Source organism: Mesorhizobium sp. M0778, assembly GCF_040320105.1.
In the GTDB taxonomy this organism is placed as follows: domain Bacteria; phylum Pseudomonadota; class Alphaproteobacteria; order Rhizobiales; family Rhizobiaceae; genus Mesorhizobium.
The window spans coordinates 128,061-150,327 of record NZ_JAMYPA010000014.1; the positions used below are offsets into that span (position 1 = coordinate 128,061).

21 protein-coding genes and 1 pseudogene are annotated in these 22,267 nt (G+C 60.0%); 16 read left to right on the plus strand and 6 right to left on the minus strand.

The features are described from left to right. Positions 1-71: 71 nt before the first annotated feature. The 6 genes and pseudogenes from NKI22_RS20305 to NKI22_RS20330 all read left to right on the plus strand — a co-directional run. Positions 72-323 (plus strand): annotated as a pseudogene (locus NKI22_RS20305) (DUF2285 domain-containing protein); the annotation flags it as partial. Positions 324-659: 336 nt separating this feature from the next. Then, positions 660-1,646 carry a methyltransferase gene (locus NKI22_RS20310; RefSeq protein WP_352549511.1) on the plus strand — a complete coding sequence of 329 codons (987 nt, stop codon included), beginning with the start codon at positions 660-662 and terminating at the stop codon, positions 1,644-1,646. 408 nt (positions 1,647-2,054) lie between these two features. After that, positions 2,055-2,432 carry a VanZ family protein gene (locus NKI22_RS20315; protein ID WP_245278716.1) on the plus strand — a complete coding sequence of 126 codons (378 nt, stop codon included), beginning with the start codon at positions 2,055-2,057 and terminating at the stop codon, positions 2,430-2,432. 144 nt (positions 2,433-2,576) lie between these two features. Continuing rightward, complete coding sequence (locus tag NKI22_RS20320; protein WP_023721803.1) at positions 2,577-2,942, plus strand: hypothetical protein; 366 nt, start codon at positions 2,577-2,579, stop codon at positions 2,940-2,942. A 591-nt stretch (positions 2,943-3,533) separates the two neighbouring features. After that, the gene (locus NKI22_RS20325; RefSeq protein WP_352496628.1) at positions 3,534-4,250 is read left to right on the plus strand and encodes a pentapeptide repeat-containing protein; all 717 of its coding nucleotides are present in this window, start codon (positions 3,534-3,536) and stop codon (positions 4,248-4,250) included. A 170-nt stretch (positions 4,251-4,420) separates the two neighbouring features. Next, a complete protein-coding gene (locus NKI22_RS20330) occupies positions 4,421-5,728 on the plus strand; it encodes an NRAMP family divalent metal transporter (RefSeq protein WP_352496629.1) in 1,308 nt (435 codons plus the stop codon). Here the strand turns inward: NKI22_RS20330 and NKI22_RS20335 are convergent. After that, positions 5,721-6,161 carry a hypothetical protein gene (locus NKI22_RS20335; RefSeq protein WP_198030477.1) on the minus strand — a complete coding sequence of 147 codons (441 nt, stop codon included), beginning with the start codon at positions 6,159-6,161 and terminating at the stop codon, positions 5,721-5,723. The two genes, NKI22_RS20330 and NKI22_RS20335, sit on opposite strands and share 8 nt — an antisense overlap. A 299-nt stretch (positions 6,162-6,460) precedes the next feature. Beyond that, positions 6,461-7,600: a mandelate racemase/muconate lactonizing enzyme family protein gene (locus tag NKI22_RS20340; RefSeq protein WP_352496630.1), complete on the minus strand. Its 1,140-nt coding sequence runs from the start codon at positions 7,598-7,600 to the stop codon at positions 6,461-6,463. A 135-nt stretch (positions 7,601-7,735) separates the two neighbouring features. On the opposite strand from NKI22_RS20340, the gene NKI22_RS20345 reads away from it, so the two are divergent. The 5 genes from NKI22_RS20345 (at position 7,736) to NKI22_RS20365 (ending at position 12,637) form a co-directional block, all read left to right on the plus strand. Then, entirely contained in the window at positions 7,736-8,371 is a 636-nt protein-coding gene (locus NKI22_RS20345) for a GntR family transcriptional regulator (protein ID WP_502895979.1), read from the plus strand. 107 nt (positions 8,372-8,478) lie between these two features. Then, on the plus strand, positions 8,479-9,717 hold the full coding sequence (locus NKI22_RS20350; RefSeq protein WP_352496631.1) for an ABC transporter substrate-binding protein: 1,239 nt from the start codon (positions 8,479-8,481) through the stop codon (positions 9,715-9,717). 129 nt (positions 9,718-9,846) lie between these two features. Next, the gene (locus tag NKI22_RS20355; protein ID WP_245278558.1) at positions 9,847-10,710 is read left to right on the plus strand and encodes a carbohydrate ABC transporter permease; all 864 of its coding nucleotides are present in this window, start codon (positions 9,847-9,849) and stop codon (positions 10,708-10,710) included. Further along, positions 10,703-11,548, plus strand: coding sequence for a carbohydrate ABC transporter permease (locus tag NKI22_RS20360; RefSeq protein ID WP_352718107.1), 846 nt, complete (start codon positions 10,703-10,705; stop codon positions 11,546-11,548). The genes NKI22_RS20355 and NKI22_RS20360 overlap by 8 nt, the downstream gene beginning before the upstream one ends. A gap of 9 nt (positions 11,549-11,557) precedes the next feature. Further along, complete coding sequence (locus NKI22_RS20365; RefSeq protein WP_352958762.1) at positions 11,558-12,637, plus strand: ABC transporter ATP-binding protein; 1,080 nt, start codon at positions 11,558-11,560, stop codon at positions 12,635-12,637. A gap of 126 nt (positions 12,638-12,763) precedes the next feature. Here NKI22_RS20365 and NKI22_RS20370 read toward each other — a convergent pair whose 3' ends face one another. The 3 genes from NKI22_RS20370 to NKI22_RS20380 are packed head-to-tail and all read right to left on the minus strand — an operon-like array spanning position 12,764 to position 16,325. Next, entirely contained in the window at positions 12,764-13,585 is an 822-nt protein-coding gene (locus NKI22_RS20370; RefSeq protein ID WP_352496634.1) for an alpha/beta hydrolase, read from the minus strand. A gap of 11 nt (positions 13,586-13,596) precedes the next feature. Beyond that, complete coding sequence (locus tag NKI22_RS20375; RefSeq protein ID WP_352484914.1) at positions 13,597-15,084, minus strand: NAD-dependent succinate-semialdehyde dehydrogenase; 1,488 nt, start codon at positions 15,082-15,084, stop codon at positions 13,597-13,599. Between the two features lie 17 nt (positions 15,085-15,101). Further along, positions 15,102-16,325 carry an iron-containing alcohol dehydrogenase gene (locus NKI22_RS20380; protein WP_352484915.1) on the minus strand — a complete coding sequence of 408 codons (1,224 nt, stop codon included), beginning with the start codon at positions 16,323-16,325 and terminating at the stop codon, positions 15,102-15,104. A 338-nt stretch (positions 16,326-16,663) separates the two neighbouring features. Here NKI22_RS20380 and NKI22_RS20385 point away from each other — a divergent pair, with 338 nt between their 5' ends. Together NKI22_RS20385 and NKI22_RS20390 are read left to right on the plus strand one after the other, a co-directional pair. Further along, positions 16,664-17,356 (plus strand): GntR family transcriptional regulator, encoded by a 693-nt coding sequence (locus NKI22_RS20385; protein ID WP_352484920.1) that lies wholly within the window; start codon positions 16,664-16,666, stop codon positions 17,354-17,356. 127 nt (positions 17,357-17,483) lie between these two features. After that, entirely contained in the window at positions 17,484-18,077 is a 594-nt protein-coding gene (locus NKI22_RS20390) for a DJ-1/PfpI family protein (protein ID WP_023718517.1), read from the plus strand. Between the two features lie 129 nt (positions 18,078-18,206). Here NKI22_RS20390 and NKI22_RS20395 read toward each other — a convergent pair whose 3' ends face one another. Next, the gene (locus NKI22_RS20395; RefSeq protein ID WP_352484916.1) at positions 18,207-19,118 is read right to left on the minus strand and encodes a GntR family transcriptional regulator; all 912 of its coding nucleotides are present in this window, start codon (positions 19,116-19,118) and stop codon (positions 18,207-18,209) included. A 166-nt stretch (positions 19,119-19,284) separates the two neighbouring features. Between NKI22_RS20395 and NKI22_RS20400 the strand changes: the two genes are divergently transcribed. From NKI22_RS20400 to NKI22_RS20410, 3 genes are all read left to right on the plus strand, one after another. Next, complete coding sequence (locus NKI22_RS20400) at positions 19,285-20,337, plus strand: ABC transporter permease (RefSeq protein ID WP_352484917.1); 1,053 nt, start codon at positions 19,285-19,287, stop codon at positions 20,335-20,337. Continuing rightward, complete coding sequence (locus tag NKI22_RS20405; protein ID WP_023718514.1) at positions 20,334-21,119, plus strand: ATP-binding cassette domain-containing protein; 786 nt, start codon at positions 20,334-20,336, stop codon at positions 21,117-21,119. The genes NKI22_RS20400 and NKI22_RS20405 overlap by 4 nt, the downstream gene beginning before the upstream one ends. A 93-nt stretch (positions 21,120-21,212) precedes the next feature. Further along, on the plus strand, positions 21,213-22,127 hold the full coding sequence (locus tag NKI22_RS20410) for a sugar ABC transporter substrate-binding protein (RefSeq protein ID WP_156948053.1): 915 nt from the start codon (positions 21,213-21,215) through the stop codon (positions 22,125-22,127). Positions 22,128-22,267 lie beyond the last annotated feature (140 nt).

Below are 22,267 nucleotides of genomic sequence, written 5' to 3' on the forward strand. Positions count from 1 at the left end.
TGATTACGATAGCGTTCTGGCGAGCTTTTCTCGCTTGACGCTTTGCCACGGGTGCGTTTTTCTCTTGGGCCATGCTCAAGCCCTTGCTAGACACCGACGTTGCCGACGAGGCGCCTGGCTACGACGAAGAGCACCTGCTTACCTTTATCCGCCTGCTTGATGCTTCTGACGAAGGGGCCGATTGGAGGGAAGTTTCTAGGATCGTTCTGCACGTGGATTCGGACAAGGAGCCGGAGCGGGCCTTCACAGCCTGGCAGACGCATCTAGCGCGCGCGCACTGGATGACCATCAACGGCTATCGATATCTTCTTTCCGGTGGCGCGCTGCGAAGCCAGGATCTGGTGAAAGTCACCGCGATGAAGATCGGAATGGTATGGACGGCTCGTTTGAACGGCATTTTGAAGTCCCAAATTTCAGTAGCTAAGCAGCGGCGCGGGTATGATCTTTCACAAACCCGCGCACCGGGTACAGCCCAACCCAATTCCACGCCACTGGCGTGGTGCAATGCCTGATAGACCGGTCGTGCTGTAGAGTGCGGCGTGTTTTTCACGGTCGGTCGCACAACTCTTCAGCTTGGATAGGTGAGGACAGCGCCGCCTCGGTCCAATCCGATCTTCCGAGCCTCAAACTCGGTCCTGGATTGCGCAAGGAGATGTGGCATGGTTGGTTCTGATCGGATCGACAAACTGATCGCAGCGGTGCCCGCGGCCTTGGCGCTTCGCGCCGGGCTGGACCTCGGCATCTTCACCCGGCTCGGGAGCAGCGCGGTGACCGCTGACGGCCTTGGGGCCGCGCTCCAAGTCGAGCCCGATCGTCTGTCGCGGCTCCTCTACGCGCTCGCCAGCATTGGTCTTCTCGAAGTCAACGATGGTCAATTTCGCAACGGAGCCGAAGCGTCAGCCTTCCTCGACGCGTCCAAGCCAACCTATCGCGGCGGCGATCATGCCCTCCTGCGGGAGCTCTGGGGAGCCGACTTGCTGACGGCAGAGTCGCTGCGACAGAACCGGCCGGCTGCGCTGCACGACTTCTCCGAAGCGCGGGCCGAGGCCGCGGCGGCTTTCAGCCGCAGGCTCGCACCGGGCGGGGTGATTTTCGGCCGACATTTGGCCCGGAAGATGGACCTCTCGGCGATCAGTTCGGTGATCGACATCGGCGGGGGCTCCGGGACCATTCTTGTCGGACTTCGGGAGCGGTGGCCGCAGATTGCGGCGACGCTGATGGAGCTCCCAACGGTCGCAGCGGTCGCGCCAGCGATCCTGTCAGAATACGGTGCAGACGACGTGGTCGTCGAAGAGGGGGACATAACTGTCGCTCCATCGATCGGTCGGCACGATCTGGCGATCCTGAAGGCCGTCGTCCAGGTGCCTCCGCCGGACCAGGCGCGCAGTTCGATCCTGAACGCGGCACGTTGCCTCACACCCGGAGGCGAGATCGCAATTGCGGGGTGGGGTGTCGTCGATGACGACCGCCTCGGCCCGCCTGAGGGTGTCTTTCTGAATGTCACTTTCTTGAACCTCTATCGCCACGGCGAATCGTACACTGAAGGTCAGTATCGCGCGTGGATGACCGAGGCTGGATTCCGGGATATTTCGAGGTCGCGCCTGGCGGACGGCTCCACGCTCTTTCGTGCGCGCCTCACGGGCTGACCGTGGCTGAATCGTTGATTTTCGGACGCAGGGATCTCCGAGGCGCCCCGCGACTTGATTGCGGTTGCGGCTGTCTTGTCGCTGCTGCCGCCCGAGCAGCTCGTTTTGGTTTTTCCGCTGCAGCTCTTGCTGGCGCGGCCGCCGTTGGTGAACAACCGGGTGGCCGGTTCGGTACGCGCAGCAAACTCCCCCTCCGATTGCTGCATTGGTCGGTGGCACCGATCGCAGCCCGCTTCTGACGCCCGCCCTGATACTGCCGTATTAAACGCAGAAGCCTACCGAGATTCCAATTTACCTTTTTCCCAGCCATCTGCGGCAATGGACTCTGTTCCCCAATGTGCCGCCACGTGCGGATGGCTATGTTCGAAGTAGCGGCGTCCTAGGTTCGGATAAAAGGAGTGGCCTGATTTGTTGCGTGCGAGACCTTTTCCCATCGTGGCAAGGATTGCTTTTCTGGTCACACTGGCCGGTGTCCTCGTGCTCGCGCTCTCACCGGTGTGGCTTTTGCAGAATTTTGGTTTCGGGTTCACCTCTCACGATGACAAGCTCAATCACGCCGCAGCGTTCGTCGTGTTGACGGCTATCGGCAGTCTTGGTTGGCCAGAGCACAGAGCAAGGCTGATAGTTTTTCTCGCCCTTACTGGCGGCGCGATCGAGATACTGCAGGGCATGCAAATAATAAGTCGCGACATGGATATCTTCGACTGGTTTGCCGATTGTGTCGGCATCGCGTGCGGGCTCGCGATTGCAAGCTGGACAAAGAAATTAGCTGACGGCTTCTCCTAGAGGTCGCATCCTGGCAAGTACGGGCTGGCCGCGTAAAGTACTTGCGCGGTGAATAGGATTTGCGGCACGCTTCGCTAAAGGATTTCCGCGAGGAGAATGGGATGGCCGTAGCTAAGAAGGACTCGGAGTCCCGGAACTAGACGCATGAAATACGTCATCGCCTCGCTGTTCGGCGCCTTGCTGCTGTTCGGTTTCATCGCGTTGGCTGGCGCTGGCCACGGGTGGATCGCGGGCGCGTTGAGTTGCCTGCCATTAGCTGCGGTCTCGTTTGCCGCTTGGCTCAACGCACTGCGCACTATACCTTCACTCCATATCGCTAACGGATTGCTTGTTACCGCATGCGTCGTGCTCGTAGGTACGGCGTATGGAACGCTATCAGAAGGCGCACGGTACTTCCTTGATTATTGGCACCTGCAAGGTCCCCTGGCCGGGCCGGTTATCGCCCTCATCTATTTCAACTGGGTCTTCGCTTGCGGGCTCACGTGGTGGCGTCGCCGCGCAGAGACTTAGCTTTGCATCGCCCTCCCGGGAACCCGCTAGAGAGGACCGACGAGCAAGAAGACCATCGCTCGGCAATCGCAAGCTCCGCTTCCGTCCTCGCCTCTCTTTCTGGGTCCATATTGTCGGCGGCGATGAGCCGTCGCGGGGATTGCATGATTTCGCCTCGCGTCCATCCGGCCCAAGCAGGCAACCTACGATGGCTTGGAATCCCGGCCCCATGGCCTCCTGGCAGTATCTCGCGATCGGCACGCCGTGTCGTCTTGGCGGCGTGATCATCCTCGCTCCCTAGAGATACGCTTAGCCGGCACGCTACTCGATGATCTTCACAACCACGTTTTCACGGCTTGCTTCTGCGCGCGCGTAGTCGATGCTAGCGTTATAGTCCGCTTTCGGGCTGGCGATTCTTTCAGGGCGCTCTGCTGGACCGGCGATGATATGGGGAGGCGCTCGCAAATCGCGCCCCACGCGCGGGTTGATCGGTTGATCAACATCAAATCGTGAATATGAGAAATGCGCTAACTGTGACCGCGGTGGTCACCGTGGCTCGTGTGTCAGCAGATGTAAGGTTGAGTGTCGGCGAGTAGCAGAGGTCCAGCAACAATGACTTTGAGGCGAATCAGAGCTTACGGCGCATCCGGCTTGGTTCTAGCGCTTTGCACTGTGTTTGCTTGGCAGAACGCCACTGCCGCTCAAAATTGCGACGCAGCCGCGACGCCTGGCGTCAATTGGCGCGAGTGTGACAAGAAGCTTCTCATCCTAGAAGGACAGGACCTGAGCGGGGCGAACCTGTTCGGTGTTGATTTCACTTCGACCGACCTCAGGAACAGCAATCTCGTTGCCGCAAATCTTGAGAAGGCAACGCTTGTGCGTGCTTCCCTGGCCGACTCGACCGCCAAAGGCGCCCGGTTCGACAGAATCGAGGCCTACAGGACCGACTTCAGCCGTATGGACGCGCAGGGCGCTGTGTTTGCGAGCGCGGAAATGCAGCGCTCGAATTTCCAGGACGCCAATCTGACCAATGTTGATTTCACAAAGGCAGAATTGGGGCGTGCGCAGTTCCATGACGCCGATATCAGCGGCAGCCGCTTCTCGTTTGCCAATCTCGCACGGGCGGACTTCCGAGGAGCGACGTTCACCGCGCCGGTAGACTTTGACCGCGCTTTTTTGTTTCTGACCCGTATCGAGGGCCTCGACCTTTCCAATTCGGTGGGTCTGTCCCAGTGGCAGCTCAACATGGCTTGCGGAGACGCCCGGACCGAGTTGACTTCTGGCTTGACGAGGCCTGAAGATTGGCCCTGTCAATTCCAGCAGGAATAGTTGTCGCAAACGAACTGCGGCAATGCTGCACCCGACAGGATTCGAACCTGTAACTTCTGCCTTCGGAGGGCGGAGATCCTCCGCCAAAGTGGCACGTTTCTACGGTATTGGTATTGGCGAAATCGCGGCAGCTACTGGTGCTGCTGGCTTTGCTCTGTGGACCCGACGCAATGGATGAGCTGGCGGCTTCCAAGAAAAATCGACCGAGTTCATCTGTCTCTCCCGTGAAGAAGACGATCCTCCGCAGACTGGGGCCGGGCCTCATCACTGGCGCGTCGGACGATGATCCATCCGGGATCGGCACCTATAGCCAGGCGGGGGCCCAACTCGGGTTCGCAATCGGATGGACGATGCTGCTGACCTATCCTCTGATGGTCGCGATTCAGGAAATCAGTGCGCGCATCGGAAGGACCACCGGCCACGGCATCGCAGGCAATCTATGCCGCCACTATCCGAATTGGCTTCTACAGTCCATCGTAACTCTTCTGTTCATCGCAAATACCGTCAACATCGGCGCCGATCTCAGCGCCATGGCCGATGCGACGAAGCTTCTAATCGGCGGCCCGACCGTTCTCTATGTCGTCCTGTTCGCAGCCATTTGCGTAATTGGAATCGTTTTCGTGAACTACGATCGCTACGCGCTCATCTTGAAATGGATGACGTTGAGCCTGTTCTCGTATGTCGCTGTCGTGTTTGCTGTGCAAGTTCCCTGGGCCGAAGCACTGGGTGGCGTGCTGGTCCCGCGAATTGTCTGGAGCAACGAGTTCTTCACTACGCTTCTCGCTATCTTCGGCACGACGATTTCGCCCTATCTCTTCTTCTGGCAGGCGTCAGAGGAGGCCGAAGAGGTCCACGCAAATCATCGCAGAAAATCGTTGTTGAGGGCTCCACGTCAGGCGGTCGACGCGTTCTCGCGAATACGCGCCGACACTCTCATAGGCATGGCATTCTCCAACGTCATCGCGCTGGCGATCATCTTCGCGACCGCGGCGACCTTGAACAAAGCCGGCATCACCGACGTCGAGACATCCGCTCAGGCGGCCGAGGCGCTGCGGCCGATCGTCGGCGATTTTGCCTTTGCTATCTTCGCTTTCGGCATCGTCGGGACAGGGTTGCTGGCGGTACCAATCCTGGCCGGCGCGGCGGCTTACGCCATTGGCGAGGCGAGACGATGGCCCGTGGGGTTGTCGCGCAGACCTGGGGAGGCTGTGGCGTTTTACAGCACTCTTGCCGCGGCCACGGGGCTCGGAGCAGCGATCACGTTCGGTCCAATCGATCCGATCAAGGCGCTGTATTGGACAGCCGTCGTCAACGGTGTCGTCGCCGTTCCGGTCATGACGGTCATGATGATAATGACAGCCCAGCCAAAGGTCATGGGCGACTTCACCGTCAAGGGCTGGCTGCGCTGGCTGGGATGGGCCTCCACGATCGCTATGGCGATGTGCATGGTCGGAATGCTCATGAGCTGGTTCATGTGACAGCCAATTGATCACCCGCCGCAGTTCGTATGGCGGTGGAAACCAGGCCGGAAGCTATCTTCGACACTCTATCAAGGTCTCGACGCCCTAGACTATCGCGCTGCCGAAACCGCAGGCTCGAGGCCGAGCCGTCCCACAACAGCTTCAACCGGCATTGGTTGCGGGTTGTCGCCGATTGCTGGACGTTACCTCGAAACGCGCGGGTGCTCTTCAGATCGGGGCGGTCGAGGCGCCGAAGGCTCAGATGACCGATGCCGACGTCGGGATTGCGGCAGACCACACGGACGAGAAACTGGGCTCGAACTCGGTTAACCAGCCGCGACCGCGGCGAGGAGCGTCCGGCGGGCTTGGCGAGGACGCCGAACGCGGCGGAAGACCAGCGGGTCGGCGCAGTATTGAGGTCGCACACGTTCAGTTCCTTCTTGAGAAACATAATTCCAGCACCGAGGAACCCGATCCCGGACCCGCGCGGCAGGACGATGCCCAAATTAATTGGCAGCCTGTTCGATCGAAATCATGGAATGTTCCTGAGAAGACAGCCCTGCGAACTCGCTCACGCCGGGTTCTCGAGGTCGAATTGCTTCGACGGCTCATCGTAGCCGAACAACTCCGCGTAGCGCCCCAGGAGATGATCGCGCGCATCGTGTCGGCACGTTCTTCGGACATGTGGTCTTCGAGGTGGCGTGAATTGTGCCATGCATCGCCAACTCCCAAGCTGGCTCGGTCATTCACTCACTTGCCAGGGAGGCGTGCATTTTCTGGCGCGGTACCCAGTTCCGACCGTATCAGGCGCCTTGGTCTCATCCATTCGCCGCGCGCTCTTTCGGACAGTACCAATCCATGGCCAGGTCGATCGGGCGCATAGACGTAGCCGTCCCGGATTTCGATGGGCTGTTCCACCAGATGATCGAAGTTCTGAAACGAATATTCCAGCCATTCGACTTCCGGCAGCGCGACCGCCATGTGCACGCCGATCTCCAGAAAGGTGTTGCCGATGCTGACCGGGATGCCGAGCTCGGCGGCCAGCCAACCAATGTGCATAACATCGGTGACTTGACCGTGGACATTCAGGATGTCGGCTGCGTGGGCTTCCAGAAGAAGCCGTTTGCCTTGAAGATCCAGATACTCGCCGCTGTTGATCTGAGTCCATGTCATTGCCTGCCTGAGCATTCTCAATCCTTCGTGGTCGTGACGCAGGATTGGATCCTCGACCCAGAGAAGATCGTGGCCGGCATCGCGGATCGCCACCAATTTCATTAGCGCTTCCTTCGAGGTCCACGCCTCGTTCGGGTCGATCATGATTTCCGAGCCTGCCGGCACGCAGGTTTTCAACAGCTCCAGGCGCCGCAGATCGCGATCGAAATCCGGGTGGCCGACCTTGATCTTGAAAGCGGAATAGCCAAGCGACGCCGCGTGGGAAAACAAGGAGACGAAAGCATCGTCGTCGAGGTGAAAATCGAGGCCACTGGCGTAGGCTTTCACACGGTTGCGACGACTGCCGAGCAGCACGTGAAGGGGTAGGCCAGCTTCCTTTGCCGCAAGATCCCAAAGCGCCACCTGGATCGCTTCATGAAAAGGCAGGGAGTACGCCCGCTGATTGCCACCGCGCGGGCGGTTCACACGATGAACCAGCGCGATCGCCTTATGTCCTTTCAGCCCCGGCCAAACCTCGTTTTCGAAAACGGTCTCGATCTCAGTCTGGTCGGGCAGGGGATTGAAGAGCGTCTGGATGAAGCCCAGTCCCACTTCACCACTTTTCGAAACGAGTTCCAGCGCAGCGACGTTTACATCGTCGGCTCGAACCTGACTGTCCCCGATTACCCGGTCGCGGGCGAACTGAAATCGGGTTATACGAAAATGCGAAAGGCTCATCACAGGGGCTTTCTGATCGTTTAGTATAACGCACTGATCTATCAGCTAAGATGTCTCAGTACCGAATCAATGGAGGTGCCGCAAGTGGCGGGCAAAGCAAAAGCCATCTCTCATACCCTGGTGGCGGCCACCCGTATGAGCGATGTTGCCTACGAACGAATTCTGGAACGCTTGTTCGACAGGCGCGTTCCGGTCGGGGCATTCGTTTCGCAGAGCGAACTGTCCGCGATCGTTGACGTGCCCGTCGCTCCGCTTCGTGACGCTCTGCGCAAGCTCGAGGCGGAAGGAATTCTCACCATCCATCCACGCTCCGGAATCCAGTTCATAAAACCTGGCATGGAGCTCACGCGCGCCACCTACCAATTCCGCGCCATCATAGAGCGATCGGCAATTCGCGTCTTTGCCGAGCAGGGCGATGAAGCCGTCATGAATGCCTTGGAAATGCGGCACTCCCGGCTGGTCCGGCGCATCGAACGGGAGGGTGTGGGAAAGGAGCAACTGGAGGAGATGGATGCGCTGGAGGGAGAGCTGCATGGCGCAATCATCGGCGCGCTGCGCAATCCCTTGATCGATAGCACCTATCGGCGCATGCACAATTATCTACGTCTGTTGCGGCTGGACAGCAAACTCACCTCGCCAATCATGATCCGGACACTGAAGGAACACCTCGACATCCTTGAGGCTTGCAGCACCAGGAATGCCGACGCTGCCGAAGCAAAGCTGCAGTCCCATTTCCAGGCGGCCATGCAGCGGAACCTTGGTCTGGTCTGACACGTCGTTGCTTGCCTCTCCGGCGCGGTTGCACGGCTTGGGAAATGATGTTACCCAACACTCCAACTGATCGATCAGTCTGCTGATCTGATATCTTGGAGGTTCGCATGCGGTTGAACAAAAGGCAGTTTCTCGTGGGTTCGGCGGCCCTCGCGATGGCAGGGCGCATTGGTGGTGCCCGTGCCGCGAGTGCCATCAGTTACTGGCACCACTTCACCAGTCAGTCGGAAATGGCCAGCTTACTCAAGATCATCGGATTGTTTCAGGCGGCCAATGCAGATGTGGCGGTGACCCAGGAAAACATCCCGAACTCGGAATATATGGCCAAGGTTTCATCGGCCGTGCTGGCCGGCGGGCGTCCCGATACCGCCATGGTGATTGCCGAGCGCTTCGCCGATCTTACCGCGATGGAGGGATTGATCGATCTTACCGAGCGCGTGAATGGGTGGGAGGGCAAGGCGAACTTTCCCGACAATCGCTGGACCGGGCTTTCCAGCAATGGCGCCATTTATGCGGTTCCCGCCTTCGCCTTCGTTGACTGGATGTACTACCGCGCAGACTATTTCGAGGAAGCTGGACTGACGGGGCCACCCCGAAATTTCGACGAATTCCTTCAGGCATCCCGCAAACTGACCAATCCTTCGAAGGGCAGGTATGCCTTCGGCATGCGCGCCGGCGCCGGCGGTTTCAAATATGTCATCGATGTCATGGAGGCGTTCGGCTCGCCGATCGTCAAGGATGGGCAGCCGGCCATCGACAGGGCCGCGGCGATCGAGGCGATAACGTTCTATTCCGATCTCTTCCTGAAGGAAAAGGTCGTGCCGCCGAGCGCGCCCCACGACAGCTACCGTCAGATCATGGAAGCCTTCCGCACCGGGCAGACTGCGATGGTGTGGCATCATACCGGTTCGCTGAACGAAATCTCGAGTGCGATGAAGCAGGGTGAACAATTCTCGACCGCGCCGATGCCGGCCGGTCCGAAGGCGCATGTCGCTCGCGTCGCGTACGCCGGCAACGGCGTCATGAAGGAAGACAATATCGAGGCTGCCTGGCGGTGGGTGAGTTTCTGGGGCCAAACGGACGCTGCCCTGGCCCTGCTCGAGGGGACCGGCTATTTTCCGGCCTCCGCCGCTGCGCTGCAGGATCAGCGGATCACCGGCAATCCGATCTATAATGCGGCGACGGAAACGCTCAAGTTCGGACGCCTGCCGAACAATTTCGTCGGCGCCGCGGGCTGGTCCGAAAATGTCGTCAATCCCGCTTTCCAGTCGGTGCTGACGGGTCAGTCGACGCCGGAACAGGCAGTAGACCGCATGATCCAGGGCCTGGAGGCGGCGCTCCGCTGATCCCCGGACGTGCAGCCGTGCTCAGAACGCAACGGGACGGTGCTTTCGCATCGCAGATTCATGATAATAAGCTCGAGCAGATATCTGCCTATGCGGGCTCTCGGCGAACTATCCGAGACCCGATACTGGATGTATTTGCTGCTCCTTCCCAGCCTCGCCCTTATCCTTCTCGTGATCGCCTATCCGACGCTTTACGGCATGGCAATCAGCTTTCGCGAGATGCGTCTGACGCGTCCCGGGTTGGATGGCTGGGTCGGCTTCAAACATTATCTAGCGATGTGGTCAGACCCGGTATTCTGGATCGCATTGAAGAACACCGTCGTGTGGGTTGCTGCCGCGGTCGTGCTGGAACTATCGCTTGGTCTGCTCGCCGCGACAGCTCTCAACAGGGATTTGCCGGGCACGAAAATCTTCGCCGTGCTCATCCTGCTTCCCTACTTCCTGCCCAATGTCGTAGCGGGCCATATGTGGGCCTTGCTGCTCGATCCGCGGCTCGGAGTCATCAACGATCTTCTTGTCCGGCTAGGCGTCCTGCAGGCCTACAAGGCATGGTTTGCTGATCCCAATACTGCGCTTGCGGCGACCATTCTCGTCGAGGCCTGGCATGGGTTTCCATTCTTCGCGCTGCTGCTGCTCGCGGGCCTGAAGGGTATTCCCGAGGATCTCTACAGGGCAGCGGCGGTCGACGGCGCAGGCCTGGCGGCGCAGCTCAGGCTGATCACCTTGCCCATGCTCAAGACCGTCATCGCGGCGGCAGTGATCCTGCGCGTCATCGGTCTGGTCAATTCGCCCGATCTGCTCCTCATTCTCACCGGTGGCGGACCGGGAGATGCCACGCAAGTGCTGTCGTTGTACGCCTTTCAGACTGCCTACAAGGAGTTCAATTTCGGCTACGCATCCGCCCTGTCGGTGGTGATGTTCGTGACCCTGATGATCTTCGCGGCCGGGTATATCCGCATCTCCAGGATTACCAAAGGACAGGGCGATGATTGAAAGCAAGCGTCACCGGCGGATGATCGCGAACATCGCCACCTACATCGTGCTCGCAAGCCTGACGGTGTTCTGCATCGGTCCGATGATCTGGATGTTCCTGACATCCCTCAAATATGAGGCCGACATTGTCACCCAGACGATGCAGTACCTCCCGAGCCGCGTTACCTTCGACAATTATGTCGCCATCTGGACGCAGTCGGGTTTCCCACGGCTTATAGGCAACAGCCTCGTCGTTACCTTGCTGACGGTGACGATCTGCGTCGTCACGGGCACGCTTGCCGCCTATGCATTTTCTCGCTTCGCGTTTCGAGGCCGAGATCAGCTCATGCTCGGCTATCTTGTCGTTCGCATGTTTCCCGCAGTCATGATGATCATTCCCCTTTATGTTGTTATGCGCGGTGTGGGGCTCGTCGACAGCCGTTTCGGCCTAGCGCTTGCCTATACGAGTTTCCTGCTGCCGCTGTTCGTGTGGATGCTCAAGGGGTTCTTCGATTCGGCACCTAACGAACTCGAGAGCGCGGCTCGCATCGACGGCTCGACAAGGCTTGGCGCCATGGTCCGTATTGTCATGCCCCTTGCGCGGAACGGCCTGGTCGCAAGTTCGGTGTTCATTGCCATCGCGGCCTGGAATGAGTTCCTGTTCGCCCTGATGCTCACGACGGGGCAGGGGTCTCGCACCTGGCCCGTGGGCCTGCAACTGATGGTCGGAGAGTTCCAGCTTCCTTGGGGCGTTCTGGCGGCAGGCGGCATTCTCAGCATCATCCCTGTCATCGTTCTCTTCGCGATTGTCCAGCGAACCATGGTCCAGGGGCTGACTGCAGGCGCCATCAAAGGTTAGGAGTTTCGCATGGCGACACTTTCCATCAGGGACGTGCGCAAGTCCTATGGCTCCGTACAGGTTCTTCACGGGGTCGACATCGAGCTCGAGGACGGAGGCTTTCTGGTTCTGCTCGGGCCGTCCGGATGCGGCAAGTCGACCTTGCTCAACATGATTGCCGGCCTCGACGACACGTCCAGCGGTGACATCCTGATCGGTGGACGCTCGGTCCTCGACCTTGCGCCCAAGGACCGCAATATCGCGATGGTGTTCCAATCCTACGCGCTTTATCCCACCATGTCGGTCGCGAGGAATATCGGCTTCGGATTGGAAATGCGTGGCGTCGGCGCCGACCAGCGCACGCGTGCCGTGGAAGATGCCGCGCGCATGTTGCAAATCTCCCATCTGCTCGATCGACGCCCCGCCAACCTTTCGGGCGGACAGCGGCAGCGCGTTGCGATGGGCCGCGCGATCGTGCGCGACCCGGAGCTGTTCCTCTTCGACGAGCCATTGTCCAATCTCGATGCCAAGCTTCGCGTGGAAATGCGCACGGAGATCAAGCGCCTGCACGAGCGTCTCGGCACGAGCATCGTCTATGTCACGCATGATCAGATCGAGGCGATGACGCTGGGCACCAAGGTGGCCGTCATGAAAAGCGGCTACATCCAGCAATTGGGCGATCCGGGCACCATCTATGAACGGCCCGCCAATATGTTCGTGGCAAGTTTCATCGGATCTCCGGCAATGAACTTCCTTGCCGGACGACTGGTCCCGGATTCGGAAGGTGTCCGGTTTCAAGCGAGCGGTGTATCGATCGTGTTGCCGACGCGGAACCGGCAGGTGGACTCTGAGCGACCGGTGATGTTGGGCATACGGCCTGAAGAGCTGAGAACCGTTGCGGAGAATCGAGCTTCGATCATTGGGGAGATCGACGTGGTAGAGCCCACCGGGCCTGAAACCATGGTGACTGTGCAGGTCGGCGAGAACGCGATCATCGCGCGCCTGCCGCCGAGGTTTGCCGGCCGGCGCAAAGAGCCAATATTTCTTGCCGTCGATCCGGCGAGCGTCAACCTGTTCGATCCGGATAGCGAGCAGCGCATCGACATTTAGGACGTGGATACCAGCGGCTGGACGCAGTGGCGGAGGGATCCGCGATGTCGCCTCGAACTCATCCGGAGCGAATGCGGACCGCTTGCGGTCAAGCTGCGCTGGGTGAGCGGTATCTCGGCAGGGTAGTCAGCGGGCCTTGGCGATCAGTTCTGTCAGGCAATCAGCAGCCTCCGTCCCTGGCACGCCAAGATCTCTGACACTGTCCATGTGGTTGCGGTTCGGGAGCACATGCGACGTTACCAACGATCCCTGCCGCACCAAGCTTGCTTTGAATCGATCGGCTTGCTGATGGAAGGGTGGCGTCTCATTGGCTCCGACCAGAACCGCCGCCCTGGTTTGAGGATCATGCCGACAGGCGAGCGGCGTAAACATGGCGACTTCCTCGTCGGTTATTCCAATCTCGTGGGCGAGAAAGGAATCCTGGAGCGGTTTCAAATCGTAGAGCCCGCTCAGCAGAAGAGCTGCCCTTACATTCGAGGGGGTATGCTCGTCGTTGAACAGAAACGTTGCAAGATGTGCTCCAGCCGAATGACCACTGACAGTCAGGGCCGCCGGGTTTCCGCCATGATCGGCGATGTTGGCCAGGATCCACTGCTTGGCGCGGCGCACCTGGTCGACGATCGTCGCCATTCGGACCTTGGGCATCAGAGCATAATCAAGGATGACGGCAATGGCCCCGGCCTGGGTAATCGTCGTCGCGACATATGAATAGTCGCGCTTGGAGAACATTCTCCAGTAGCCGCCATGGACAAAGATGTGCACCGGCAGCGCCGTTCTTTTCCCCGGGGGAAAGAACAGATCCATGGTTTCGGTCGGATCCGGTCCGCAGGCCACGTCCGCGGTCATCGCAATGGTGGCGCGGGCGGCCTCGCTGCGGCCAACGAAGTCCTGCACGATTTCGTCAAAATCCGCGACGTGGTCGCGGATGCGAAAGGGATCGTCTTGCATGCTTTCTCCGCTCACATGCTGATGGCGAGGTATTTCGCCTCCATGAACTCGGCAATGCCGTGATGCTGCCCTCCCTCGCGGCCGAGCCCACTCTGCTTAACGCCGCCGAAGGGGGCCGCCGGATCGGACATCAGCCCCCGGTTGACAGCGATCATCCCGGCCTCGATCCGGGAGGCCACCCGCATGCCGCGCGCCAGATCGCGCGTGTAGATGTAGGCAGCAAGCCCATATTCGGTGTCATTGGCGCGTGTGATGACCTCAGCCTCGGTGTCGAAGCTCGAGATCGGCGCCACGGGCCCGAATATCTCCTCATGCGCCATCTTTGCGTCGCCTGGCACGTCGCGAAGCACTGTAGGAGGGTAGAAGAAACCAGTTCCGGACAGGACTGAGCCGCCGCACATGACCCGCGCGCCGCGTGCGACCGCGTCGATGACAAGGCGATCTATCTTCTCGACCGCCTTTTTCGTGATCATGGGTCCGCATTCCGTGTCCGGGTCGGTGCCAGGGCCGACCTTGAGCGACGACATCCGCTTCTTGAGGCCGTCCGAGAAGGCTTCGTAAATGCCAGATTGCACGTAGAGGCGGTTGGCGGCCGTACAGGCCTCACCGGCGTTACGCATCTTGGCTACCATTGCGCCATCGAGCGCCGCTTCGAGATCAGCGTCGTCGAACACAATGAACGGTGCGTTGCCGCCGAGTTCCATCGAACACGAAACCACATGCCTGGCAGCCTCTGCCAGCAGAGCGCGACCCACACCCGTCGAACCGGTGAAGGAGAGCTTGCGCACTCGCGGGTCGGCCAGCATGGCGGCTGTCAAAGGGCCGGGACTGGAGGTCGTCAGGACGTTGACCACCCCCGGTGGCACGCCTGCGTCCTGATAGAGCGCGGCCAGCGCGTAGGCGGTAAGCGGGGTCTCGCTGGCTGGCTTCAAGATCACCGTGCATCCAGCGGCAAGTGCTGGCGCGATCTTGCGGGTCGCCATCGCGGCAGGAAAATTCCAAGGCGTGATCAGGACGCAGATACCGATCGGTTCGTAGTCGACCACGATGCGATTGGTGCCGGAAGGCGCAATACCGAATTCGCCAGTAATGCGAACGGCCTCCTCGGCATTCCAACGGAAAAATTCCGCGGCATAAGCGATCTCGCCGCGGGCATCCCGCAGAGCCTTGCCGTTTTCCAATGCGATGAGAGTCGCGAGCGCCTCTGATCGTTCCGTCATCAGTTCAAAGCAGCGTCTGAGGATCTCGGAACGCTTTCGCGGCGACGTTGTCCGCCAGCCATGGGCTGCCTTGGCAGCGGCGTCAACGGCAGCGGCCGCGTCGTTCACGGTCGCATCGGGCACAGCGGCGATGACAGCCTCGGTCGAAGGATCGACGACCGGAATCACCCTGCCATCCGCGGACTGGCGCCATTCGCCGCCAATATACAGCCCGTGCGAGATTGTGTGGAAGTCGCTGATTCCCTGATCATCCGACAGAACCTGTGAAAACGTGTTCATCTCGATATTCCCGATTGTTACATGATGCTGGCGAGGTCGCCATCAAAGGCGGCCTGGACCAGGCGTCGCATGGACCCCAAGTCGAATGGACGCGGATTGTTCTTGATGAGGCGCTCGATACCAATCGCTTGTTCGGCCGTCCAATCGAGCTTATCGGCGGGCAGCCCCAGTTCGGCCAACGAGGGGGTGATCCCGATTGCCCCAAACAGCCGACTGACCTCGCCAATGGTCGCGTCGGCCAACTCTTCGGGCGTACAGCCCTTTGCATCGAGGCAGAGCGCGTCGGCGATCTCGGCCATCTCGGTCGCTGCGGCTGTTTTGTTGTACTTCATGACGTATGGCAGCATGGTGGCGACACCCAGTCCGTGAGGGGTGTGGGTTATCGCGCCAACCGGGTATTGCACGGCGTGCGCTGCCGCTGTGCCGGCCGTTCCGAACGCACAGCCGGCGGCCAGTGCACCCATCATCACGTCGGCCCGGGCGTCCTCGTCAGAGGGCTGGCGGTATGCCGTTTCAAGGCTTCGGCCAAGCAGCTTGATCGCCAGCAGGGCGAAATGATCGGTCAAAGCGGTTTTGCCGATAAAGACATGTTTCTGCGGAAGGCCGGGATCGGTCCCCCGCCTGACGGCGGTGAAGGCCTCGATTGCATGCGTCAGCGCATCGGCGCCTGCGATCGCCGTCAATGCCGGCGGGCATGTCATCGTCAGTTCAGGATCGCAGATGGCCGCGGCCGCGATCAGATATGGGCTGGAGATGCCGACCTTCAGGGTGCGATCCGGATCGGAGATTACGGCGACCGGGGTCACTTCAGAGCCCGTGCCGGCTGTCGTCGGCACCGCGATCAGCGGCAGCGTCGGGCCGGGCACCTTGAACTCGCCGTAGTAATCCTGGAGCTGACCGCCGTGAGTGATGAGCAACGCGGCGCATTTGGCCATATCGAGACAACTGCCGCCGCCAATGCCGATCACCATGTCGGGCGCGAACCTCCGTGCTTCCTCGACGCAGACGGCAACGGTGTCCCGGGGAACGTCGGGTAGCACGCGGTCATGCACCAGTACGTCTATCGAGCTGGCTCGCAGCGCCGCGACGATCTCTCCAAACGGGCCCGTTGCGGCAAAACGTTCATCGGTGCAGACGAGCACGCGACGCCCGAGCCTGGCCGCGACAACCGGAATGACGTGGCGTTGGCCCTTCCCGAAGAGGATTTCGCGCGGCAGCCTTATGGCAGCGAAAAGGCTCATTATCTGCATCCTGTGATGATGTCTGGATTGGAATGCGAAAGGCCGTTCAACTCGGCCCAAAGGCTGGGTTTGACGTCAAACCCCACTTGCAGCACGCTTGCGTTCCGACGCGTTGAACCATCGCCCGGAGCGCTGACGGTCCGTTCAGGCTCGGACGGTGAGGAAGCCCGGCCCGCGGAGTCGGCCCGCTGCTCCAGCAGGGCCACCGCAAGTACGATTGCTTTGTCTTGAACCAGCCTCAAATTATATCCTCTATAAAATCGTATAGGATATAGGATTGCATTGGCCGAAGCATCGTGTTAGCAACTCAATGTGTCAAGGGGCAAAAAATGCAGGCCATGAACTTACCCAGTCTAGATGAACCGAACCTCGCCGGCGGGCGTATCCAGCGCTCCAGCAGCCTGGTTGAGGACGTCTACGAAGCGATTTTTGCGCAACTCATGTCGCTGAAGATTGCGCCGGGCTCGCGCATCACGGTCGACAGTCTGGTCAAGGAATTCAACGTCTCCCACACGCCGATCCGCGAGGCGCTCGGCCGGCTCGAAGGCGAAGGCCTGGTGCTGAAGACGCATCTGATCGGTTACCGCGCTGCGCCGCAGATCACGAAACGACGGTTTGACGAGCTCTACGAGCTTCGCCTGCTGCTCGAGCCTCATGGCGCGGCCAAGGCAGCCGCGCTCATGGACGAGGTAAAGCTCGCACAGCTTCAGGAATCGGCGGGCGTCATGGCGCGCCGTGAAGGCAAGGACGAGCGTCTGAGGTATTCCAACTTCGCCCGCCAGGATGCCATTTTCCATGACAAGGTCATGGAATTCGCCAACAACGAACTCGTGCGCGAGACGCTGGCGCACCAGCATACCCACTTCCACATATTTCGCCTGATGTTCCATTCGCGCGTCACCGAGGAGGCGCTCGACGAGCATGAGGCCATTCTGGCCGCTTTCGCTGCGGCCGATCCTGCCGCTGCCGAGCAGGCGATGCGTCGCCATATCGAGCATTCCCGCGACCGTTTGTTGCTGGCGTTCGACTGAGACTGTCCCGATGTCTTTGATCACAGGCCAGTGCCAAGGATACTTCCCCGATTCACCCTTCTAGAAAGTCAAACCCACCGGGCGAGTACAGGTCTCGCCCGGCCGTTGTCACAGGAAAGGTACGACCATGCCAGGCAAAAAGATCCTAATGCTGACCGGTGAATTCACCGAGGAATACGAAATCTTCGTCTACCAGCAGGCGATGGAAGCGGTGGGCCACACGGTTCACGTTGTGTGCCCAGACAAAAGCGCCGGAGACCTGATCAAAACATCGCTGCACGATTTCGAGGGCGATCAGACCTACACCGAAAAGCTCGGCCACTATGCGCTGATCAACAAGACCTTTTCCGACGCTGAGAAGCAGCTGGAGCAATACCACGCTGTGTACTGCGCCGGCGGTCGTGGGCCCGAATACATCCGCACCGACAAGCGCGTGCAGGCGATGGTGCGCCACTTCCACGAAACCAAAAAGCCGATTTTCACGATCTGCCACGGCGTGCAGATCCTGATTGCGGTAGACGGCGTCGTGCGTGGCAAGAAGGTCGGCGCACTGGCGGCATGCGAGCCCGAAGTGACGCTTGCGGGCGGCACCTATATCGACCTGTCTCCAACGGAGGCATATGTCGACGGCACGATGGTTTCAGCCAAGGGCTGGACGGCGCTTGCAGCGTTTATCCGCGAGTGCCTGAACGTGCTTGGGACAGAAATCCGCCACGCGTAGACCTTCTTCCGACGCGTCTCAAAGGGGTGCGTCGGTTCCCTTTCTGGAAGGGCATTGTCACCGCAATTCGGCTTCGGATCATAAACGCCCGCATCGCGCTGTTTGCCCCCCAGGTTCAAAGCTCTTTCGTTATGCATTGATGCTCGTTTCATCAAATCCCGTAAGCGAACGCATCAGTGTTTCCCTTGCTGAAGCCAGATGCGCTCGGCAGGCTACCTCAATCCGAGTGGCGTTGCGGCTCTCAAGCGCATCGATATAGGCAATGTGTTCGTGGATTGCGGCAAGGTTGCGCTGCTTTTCGTCCTGCTTGTTCCACTGATAGTGGTAGTGAAAAATGAACATGATGATGTCGTAGAAATCATCGATGAAGCGGTTCGGTGATGCCTCGTTTATAAGCCGGTGGAACCGGTTATCCAGGCCGGAGAAGTCGTGAAAGCGGCTCTCAATTCGCTCCAGCAGGTCGGCATGCGCCATCTTGAGCGCGGCGAGTTTCGACCATAGCGGAGAGCTGTTCGGCTGCAGTGAAAACAGTTGTGCCGAACGCAGTTCAAACATCACCCGGATCTCGAAGAGCTCAAGTGCAAAGTCTTCAGTGAAACCCTTGAAAAGCCAGCCTGTATTCGGCCTTTTCTCGATCAGTCCAAACCGGCTGAAGCGGATCAGGAATTCGCGAATTCCATTGGTCGCAACACCGAATTGCCGTGCAAGCTCAAGCTCATTGATGCTGGTTCCGGGCCTGGTGTCACCCCGCAGCATCCACTCCATGAACTGCTGTTCGACATGCTTGGCGCGAGGCGTAGTTTCGGCGTCCGGATAGTAGTCGTTGTCGCCGACCGCGCGGCCCGTCGCTCTGAGGCCGTGGCGTTCGGTGACAAGTTCGCGGTTAACAAGTTCTCGCAGGACCTTTCGGACGGTTGTGCGGCTGACGCACATTCGCCGTCTAAGCTCATTTTCGGAAGGAAGTTCGCCGGCCAATTGTCCGTCGCGCAGCATATTTGCAGCTCGATTGAAGGCCTTCTTGTAGACGGTGTCCGTTCTCATCGGATTTCCTTGGAACAATACCTTGTCCTTTTTAGCATGAACTTTATCCATAAAAAACAACTTGACCCGCCTACACCAGTTGTTTTTTATCGATAAGAAGAGGACCTGAACACGAACTGAGTTTTTGACGACGCGGCTCGCACAAGCTGCGGCGGGGAAGGGAAATTTGCCTGAAACGGGAAACACCGGCACGACTGTCGGCGAGGCCGCGTTGCCGGCATCCAGGAAGTCAGAAGCCGTCCCCGGCCTTGCGCTTGGCCTGATGCTGCTGAGCGCTGGTCCGGTCGTCATCCTGGTGCTGCTGGTCGCCGTCCTCAGCTTTCTGTCACCCTATTTCCTGACAGGACGCAATCTCAGCAACATCCTCGCCCAGACGGCCGTCATCTCGGTTGTGGCGATGGGCCAGCATCTGGTCATCCTGACACGCGGCATCGATCTCTCCGTCGGCTCGAACCTTGCGCTGGCTTCCGTCGTTGGCGCGCTGAGCTTTCATGCTGGCGCCCCCGCCATCGTTGTGATCGCGGTGATGGTTGGCTGCGGTGCCGCGGTCGGCGCGATCAACGGGCTCTTCTATGTCTTCGGCCGACTGCCGCATCCTTTCATCATCACGCTGGCAACATTGAGCATCGCCAAGGGGTTGGCGCTGCAACTGGCCGATGGCCGCGCCATCCCTGGCATGCCGGATTCGATCGATGCGCTTGGCCGCGACGCGGTCTGGGGTCTGCCTGGATCGGTTTTCGTTGTTGCCGGCGTTGCCGCGGTGCTTTTCGTCATGGCTAAAACCATGGTCTGGGGGCGCTGGATTTATGCGGTTGGCGGCCGGCCCGACGCTGCGTTGCGCATGGGTATTCCCGTGTCCTGGGTCCTGGTTTCCGTCTATGTCATCTCAGGGCTGTGCGCCGGCATCGGTTCAGTCATCCTTGCCGGCCGCACCGACGCCGGTTCGCCGCTCTTCGGCAATCTGCTGGAACTGGATACGATCGCGGCGGTGATCATTGGCGGCGCCAGCTTTCTTGGTGGTCGCGGCCACCTCGGCCATGCCTTGATCGGCGCCATCATGATCGGCGTTATCCGCAACGCGCTCAACCTGCTCAACGTCAACGTCTTTTTCCAGCTCATCGTCATCGGCGTGGTCATCGTCATAGCGGTCGAGTCCGACGTGCTGCGCAATTACCTCGAAGGGCGTGTGCGTGTCATGCAAGCCGGGAGGCAGTCATGAGCGCTGCTGCGGCCAACGTCGATCATGCGGTCACCGCGGACAATCCCGTGCTGGCGGTACGCGGTGCGACCAAGCGTTTCGGTTCGGTTCTGGCTCTGGACGATGTCAGCATCGAGGTGCGGCGAGGCGAGATCGTCGGCCTGCTCGGCGACAATGGCGCGGGTAAATCGACGCTAACCAAATGCATCAGCGGGGTGCACCAACTCGATGCCGGCGCGATCTTTTTGGATGGTGCGCCAACGCAGATACGCTCCCCTGCGGATGCGCGCTTCGCCGGCATCGAGACCGTCTATCAGGACCTGGCGCTGTTCGACAATCTGACACCGGGACAGAACTTCTTTGCCGGCCGCGAGCTGGCTGGCCCGCAATGGCTTCCGCGCGGCCTGCGATTTCTGCAGCAGCGCCGAATGGACGCCGAGACCCGCGCTCTGTTGGTGAATCTCAAGGTCACGTTGCCGCGGCTGGATGCCGTCGTCGCCATGATGTCGGGTGGACAAAGACAAGCCATTGCCGTGGCCCGCTCGACCGTATTCGCCCGCAAGGTTGTCATTCTGGATGAGCCGACCGCCGCACTCGGCCTGCGTGAATCACGGCAGGTGCTCAATCTGGTTGCTGCGCTCCGCGACCAGGGCAATGCCGTCATCCTGATCACTCACAACATGGAACACGTCGTCGAACTCGCCGATCGCGCGGTGGTGCTTCGCCAGGGCCGCAGGGTCGGCGAACTGGTGCCGACCAAGGACAACAAACAGGAGCTGGTTTCCATGATCGTTGGAGCCTGACCCGTTCGAGATTTGGGGACCGTTCCGGTCCGCAAATGCCTGAAGCGTCTCCCGCAGGGAGGCGTCTCAATCCAAGGGAGGAAAACAATGCCAATGAACCGAAAACTGTTCGCAGGGCTGGCGATCGCCGTTGCGTTTTCTATGCCGGCTTCGGCCGCAGACAAGATCAAGATCGGCCTGATCACGAAATTCCCGGTGCCGTTCTACTCGACCATGGAGGACGCCGCCAAAAAATACGCGGCCGCTCATCCGGAGATCGAACTGGTCACCGGCCAGGGCCAGGCGGCCACCGACATTGAAGGCCAGATCGCTCTGATCGAATCCATGATCACGCAAGGCGTCAAAGGGCTTGCAATCACTCCGGTCGACCCGACGGTCGCGCCGGCGCTCGACAAGGCGGTGGCCGCCGGCATCAAGGTGGTTCTCGTCGACAACAGCATCCCCAACTGGAAAGGCCAGACGGCGTTGGTATCGACCAATAACCTCAATGGCGGCAAGATCGCCGGAGAATACCTGAAGACGGTGCTCAAGAGCGGTGACAAGATCGGTATTCTGCAAGGCGTTCCCGGGGTGCCGGCTCTGGATGACCGGGTCACGGGCATGATGGAGGGACTGGGTGAGGTAAAGGTCGAGGTCGTCGGCAAAGGTGCAACCAACTGCACGCTGGAACTTGGCACGTCAGTGACCGAAGACATTCTGACGGCCAATCCTGATCTCAAGGCAATCTACGCGGCCTGCGGCCCGCCGATCCCTGGAGCCGTCAAGTCGATCAGCAATGCAGGCATTGCCAACGACAACCTCATAGTGGTCGGCTTTGACGCCTGCTGCGGTGAGATCGAAGCGATCAAGTCAGGGGCGGAGGACGCCAGCGTAGCTCAATTTCCTGCAAAAATGGGCGAGCTTGGCATCGACACCGTCGTCAGGGCCATCCGTGGGGAACCCGTCGAGGCCAATGTGGATACCGGCGCCGGACTGGTGACGCTGCAGAACGTCAAGGACTTCGAGTGATCCACCAGCGGTGGGGGGGGGGGGGGAGGGCGCCCCCCCCGCGGGTGGGGGCGGGCCCGGAGGAAAGGCGGGGGTGTGGGGGGGGGGGAGCCACCACAAAAAAAACGAGAGGGCGCCGCCCCGCGGCCAGTGGGTTTGGG